The sequence below is a fragment of the Stappia sp. P2PMeth1 genome, assembly GCF_900185735.1.
Lineage (GTDB): Bacteria > Pseudomonadota > Alphaproteobacteria > Rhizobiales > Stappiaceae > Stappia.
In genome coordinates, this window is record NZ_FYAW01000030.1 from 1 (window position 1) to 5403 (window position 5403).

The 5403-nt window shown below is 62.9% G+C and carries 4 protein-coding genes, 1 tRNA gene and 1 rRNA gene; 2 read left to right on the top strand and 4 right to left on the bottom strand.

Going from position 1 to position 5403, the window contains the following annotated elements:
• Positions 1-750 (bottom strand): ArdC family protein (locus tag P2PM1_RS19425; RefSeq protein ID WP_208985346.1); only part of this gene is annotated, 750 nt, incomplete at its 3' end.
• 527 nt (positions 751-1277) lie between these two features.
• Here P2PM1_RS19425 and P2PM1_RS19430 point away from each other — a divergent pair.
• Positions 1278-3341 carry a type IV secretory system conjugative DNA transfer family protein gene (locus tag P2PM1_RS19430; protein WP_186400188.1) on the top strand — a complete coding sequence of 688 codons (2064 nt, stop codon included), beginning with the start codon at positions 1278-1280 and terminating at the stop codon, positions 3339-3341.
• 82 nt (positions 3342-3423) lie between these two features.
• Positions 3424-3594 carry a hypothetical protein gene (locus P2PM1_RS19435; RefSeq protein WP_186400189.1) on the top strand — a complete coding sequence of 57 codons (171 nt, stop codon included), beginning with the start codon at positions 3424-3426 and terminating at the stop codon, positions 3592-3594.
• A 357-nt stretch (positions 3595-3951) separates the two neighbouring features.
• Here the strand turns inward: P2PM1_RS19435 and P2PM1_RS19440 are convergent, their stop codons facing one another.
• The 3 genes from P2PM1_RS19440 to rrf all read right to left on the bottom strand — a co-directional run.
• A complete protein-coding gene (locus P2PM1_RS19440) occupies positions 3952-4947 on the bottom strand; it encodes a replication protein RepA (RefSeq protein WP_186400190.1) in 996 nt (331 codons plus the stop codon).
• 229 nt (positions 4948-5176) lie between these two features.
• Positions 5177-5253 (bottom strand) — tRNA-Met (locus tag P2PM1_RS19445).
• A gap of 42 nt (positions 5254-5295) precedes the next feature.
• A 5S ribosomal RNA gene (gene rrf / locus P2PM1_RS19450) occupies positions 5296-5403 on the bottom strand; the annotation flags it as partial.

Here is a 5403-nt window from a genome sequence, read left to right on the forward strand (position 1 = left end):
GCCCAAGCGATGAGCTGCTCGCTTTCCTCGAAACGCTCTGATTATGCCGAACTGCCGCATGGCCGACAGCAGACGCAACGGCCGCCGAACTCGGCCATGCGGCATAATCCAGCTTACGGCATAATGCACCAGCTCGTGCAAGAGCGTGGCGTAGTAGCTCTCGGTCGCGGAGCTGGTCTCGGTGCCGAGGAAGCGCTCGCGCTCGGGCATCTGGATGATGTCGTCGGAGGGACGATAGAAGGCGCGCGTGCCGCCGTGACGGATGATTGCGCCGGTGGCGGTGATGAAGCGATCGGCGGCTGCCACGGTTGCGACGGGGTCCTTGGGCTCGGGGAGCGCCGGCGCCTCGTAGCCTTCCACCTGGTCGGCGTTGAAGACCCAGCTCGCGCGGGCCATCAGGCGCTTGCCGTGCTCGGTTTCGCCGGTGTCATCGTCCCGCTCTTCCACGTCGAACTCCTTGTAGAAGACCACGAGGCTCGACTTCTCGCCCTTGCGGACCTGACAGCCGTTGGCCTGCCACTGACGGTAGGTGCCCCAGGTGCCGGTGGTGAAGCCGCTGGCTTGGGCGGAGGCCCAGAGGCTGACGACGTTGATGCCGCGATAGGCTTTGGCGGTGTCGATGTTGACGGGGCGGTTCAGGCCCTCGCCGCTGCGGTGCCAGGGCATCTGCCAGTCACCGGCTCCCGCCTCGATGGCGGCGATGATGTTGTTGGTGACCTGGGTGTAAACGTCGATGCGTTGTGCGGTCATGGTTCCTCTCCTTGTCTTTGCGACCGCGCCCATCGCGGCCGTCCGATGGCGACCGGAGAGGCAGGGGCAAGACGGGCGGCGCACCCACACGGGCTGGAGGGAACCGGAAGACGGCGGGCGGGCTGTTTCTTGAAGCACCGCGTCCGCGAGGAATGCGGCCTCGGCCGCAGGGGAAGAAACTGACCGACCGCCGTTGCGCCGCCCGGCGTCCCTGCCAGGTCAGCCACACCTGAGGACGGCTCGTGGGCAGCGATCAGCGACAGGGATTGGAGGAACCTCGCCAACGAAAGTCGTGATACCCGGACACAGAACGACCCCGCCATCGCCGGCGGGGCCGATTTGGAGACTGTTGCGATGCCCACTGGCGCAGGGCATGAGGGTTTATGGCCGCAGGCAACAATCCGTCCCTGACAGCCTGCAACGAAACGAGCGTCAGAGATGGCCGCTCAAGTCATAGGAAGAACAGGCAAATCGGGTTACAACCGAACGGAAGAACAAAGGAGGCTGGTCAGCGGCGGAGGGCAGCCATGGTCTGGGGCAAGCTGTTCGGTGGGGGCAAGGGCGGGAACGAGTCGATCCGATGGACGGGCGGGTCGTTCCATGTGGCTTGGTATCGGTCACTCGACCCGGAATGGCGAGAAGCTCTCCGGATCATTACCGACGACCCCTACATGGAGCACATGTTCAAGGTCCGCCTGTGGCAGGAGCTGAAATCCGGCGATCTGGAGAAGTTCCGAGCGCAACTCCGCAGTACGTTCCCGATGCTTCATCCCGACAACCAGGCGAGGCTGAAGTCGATTAGCGCGTCGGCCGCATGGGCTTCTTTGCAACAACTGGAGAGCGGACGGTTCATCCCGGAGAAGGGGGAGCCCTGGCCGGAGGATACGATCGAACTGGCGAGGTTCGCCCTTCCCTATGTTGACGAAGACGGTGGACGGACGACGCTGTTCTACCCGATCCACTTCCATGGCGAAGGCCATCTGCTCACGGTCGCCCCGACGGGGGCAGGCAAAGGCCAACGATTCATCCTGCCGACGCTGCTGAAGTTCGAAGGCCCCGTCGTGGTGCTCGATCCCAAGGGCGAGAACTACAAGGAGACGGCGTGGTGGCGAAGCCTCTACGGGCAGGTCTTCAAGTTCGCCCCCGGTCAGCCTGACTCCGACAGCTACAACCCGCTCGACCGGGTGAAGAGCTGGGACGATGCGCGGCTGGTGGCCGACCTGCTGATCGTGCCCCAGAGCCGCGATCCGTTCTGGGATGATTCCGCGAAAGTGCTGCTGAGCGGCCTGATCTACTACGTGGTCAGCACCCGTCCGCCCGGCCTCCGGAACATGGCGGAGGTCCAAGGCCTTCTGGCGGCCTCGAAGGAAGAGCATGACCACATGCTCGAAGATCTGAAGGCATCAAGCGACCCGCGCCTGCGCCAGGCCGGCAATCTCATCGAAAAGCAGACCGACGGGCTGCGCATGTCGATCACGACAACCTTGCACACGCAGCTTGAGGTCTGGAGTTCCGATCGGGTACGGACGGTCACCTCGACAACGACGCCGGGCTTCACGATGGAGGACATCCTCGTGACGGCCAACAACGATGCGGTAGCGGCCTCGAAGGAGAAGAGGTGGTACGGCTGGCAGGATAAGGGCGACGGGCAGGTCGAGCGGGGGGCATCGGGATCGGTCTATCTGATCGTGCCCCCGGAAGAGATGCGCGCGACGCTCACGGTGCTACGCGTCATCCTGGGCCAGCTCCTGAGCGAAGCGATCCGGGTGCGCAAGGAGATCATGGAGCGCAACGCCGCCGACACGGAGCTGCATCCGAAGTTCCTGAACTACCCGATCACCTTCTTCCTCGATGAGATGCCACAGCTCGGCTACATGGGCATCATCGAGAACGCGGTCGCGATCACGCGCAGCTACAAGATCAGGATGTGGCTGTTCACCCAGGACATCGCGCAGTTGAAAGAGGTGTACCCGAAATGGGAGAGCCTCATCGCCAACTGCCGCTGCCAGATCTACTTCCGCCCGAACGATACCACCACCGCGGCCCATGTCTCGGCGCGGCTTGGTCGGAAGCGCGACATCTGGGGCAAAGAGGACTGGGTGGCGTCGCCGCAGCAGCTCATGGGCACGGAGTTCTGGGAAGATTGCGTCATGTTCCAGGACGGCCTGGCCATTCGTGCCCGCATGCAAACGCCGCTGTTCGCGGACCCGGATCACAAGGAGTGGGTCGAGGAGAACCAAGCGAAGTACGGCAAGGAGGTGCTGCGCGCGCCTCGCGTCGCGCCGCTTCCTGTTCCGGAAGCGAGACCGCCTGCGGCGCCTGCCGAGGGCTCAGAGGCGGTCGCGCCGGCACAAGCCCCGGCGCCATCTTCTCCTGGCACTCAGGATGACGCTGTCGATCTGGAGGATGACGCCGAATATCAGGCTGAACTCGCCGCGCTCCAGGCGCGGATGCGTGCCCGCAAGGGCGGCCCCCCGCCCGCTGCCGTAGCAAACCCACCCGACGATGACGGCCCCAGACCGCCTGAGCGACCTTCTGGTTCATCCGAGACGCCGCGCCGCCCACCTGCCCCTCCCAGCTTCGACGAATGATCTGAGAGGGCACCCAGCGCGCCACACACCCCCTTCAAAACCCCATGGCCTACAGAGAGGAGCGCCGCCAATGAGATGGATAATGGAAAACCTGACCACGATCGTCGTGCTCGGCGTCATCGCCGTCGGGCTCTATGTCTGGGTGATGCGAAAGAAGTACGCAGAATCCTTCAAGGATGAGATGGCGCGCACTCAGGCGGAGAGGCAGGCACGCCGCGACGAGGCTGAACGCCTTCGGAACAAGGATTCCTGATCCGACGATACGGTACCTGCCAATGGTTTACTGAGATGCAGAGCGGGGTCCTCAACTCGGACCCGTTCGCGAGCCCCTTGCGATGCTTCGGTCCGTGCGGGGCGTCCAACGAAGCATCGACCTGCGTCTTCGCACCCAAGTCGGTTCTGTCCACAAGAACGCGCCGCCAACTACAGGATTTAATAATACAGGTACATATAGGTATATGCGGTACCGTTTATGCGTAAAGCCGGTACCGTTTATGCGTGCCGAGGTTCGTTTGACTGGCGGAAAATCTGATTTCGGGGGCGGTACCGTTTATGCGTGGATAACCCATCCGAATCCCCAGAGTGGTCCACAAGCAGTTTGAGAGATTCCTCAGCCGACAGAGCGGCGCATGACATGCGGCACGCTCGGCAGCAGGACCAGCGCCTCGGCCGTGTCGTCGAGCCGGAGCGCGGGATAGACCAGACGCACCTTGGCAAGGGCGTGTAGAAACGCTTTCTTGAAGTTGCGGCGCCCTTGCGCCGTGGCCGGGTAATCCGCGCCGAACTGGAGCTGCAAGGCGCCCCATGGAATCGTGGTGCGGCCCTTGACATAGGACATGCGGTAGGTCAGCCAGAGATAGACATCGAGCGCCATCGGCGAGCGCTTTAAAGCGGTCAGGGCGCGCAGGTCGATCGGAACGGGGTTTTCGGTGATCTCCTTGAAGAACCGTTCCGACAAGATGACGGTGCTCTCCCACAGGGTGTCCTGGTCGGGCTGCCGGGGCTCCCACCAGAGGTTTGCCTCGTCGGCGATGGTCACGTTGCGGATGCCGATGCCGTTGCCGGCTGTGTAGGTGCAGGAGATCGAACAGGACACGAGCCGGGTCATCTGATCCTTCAGACGCGGGATCGAGCCCCAGCGCCCGCCGGTGGGCGCAAGATCGAGCTCAGCCATGAAGCGGCTGAGACTGCTGCCGAGCACGATGTGGCGATCTCTCGTGCGCACGGCTTCGGTCGTCAGAAAGCCGATGATCAGCCGGGGGATGCTGCCGTAGGGCAAACCAACCTTCGACGGCGCCACCATGGTCATGGTGAAGGCGCCGTTGGTGCGCTCGAACTCGCTCGCGACAACCGCCTTGTGCGGCATGGTCGCCTGCACGAGGGCACGGGCCATGAAGCCGAGCGCGCCGGCCTCCTGCGCTGCTTGTGCCTCGATATCAAGGGCTGCCGTAAAGAGGCGGTCCAACTGCCGTGACAGTGGCCGATTGTCGTTGGCCGGCTGAAGCGGACTGCCACCAGGGGCACCTATCACAACGCCACAGCGGTCGGCGTCGGGCGTGTCGATCGTTTCGATGTCATCGATATCGAGTAGGCTGGATCGGCGCATCCGACAGAGCTTCCCGTAGTTCGTCTTTTGTTCTTATCACGATACCACAAGCGCCTGCCGAGTGGCGCGCAATCTTCGCAGAGCTTGGGGGCAGCGCCCCTGCTGGAGTTGATGGGGAATCGTGGGCAGTCGTTGGGAGCTACTGCCCCTAAATTGCCCCTGAACGCAAAAACGCCCCGGCTTTTGGGCCGAGGCGTTTTCGTAAGTATCTGTTATTTGTCGGTAATTTTGGTTGCGGGGGCAGGATTTGAACCTGCGACCTTCAGGTTATGAGCCTGACGAGCTACCGGGCTGCTCCACCCCGCGTTGATTTTGTGTTTTTTGTAGATTTTTTTTTGCGCTTTGCGGGCCTGGCGGCGACCGACTCTCCCACGTCTTGAGACGCAGTACCATTGGCGCTGGGGCGTTTCACTTCCGAGTTCGGGATGGGATCGGGTGTTTGGGTCCCCGCAATGG

Bases quoted from the DNA above. Each gene is read 5' to 3' on its own strand.
- P2PM1_RS19430 (WP_186400188.1), top strand. From the start codon at position 1,278: ATGGTCTGGGGCAAGCTGTTCGGTGGGGGCAAGGGCGGGAACGAGTCG.
- P2PM1_RS19435 (WP_186400189.1), top strand. From the start codon at position 3,424: ATGGAAAACCTGACCACGATCGTCGTGCTCGGCGTCATCGCCGTCGGG.
- P2PM1_RS19440 (WP_186400190.1), bottom strand. From the start codon at position 4,947: ATGCGCCGATCCAGCCTACTCGATATCGATGACATCGAAACGATCGAC.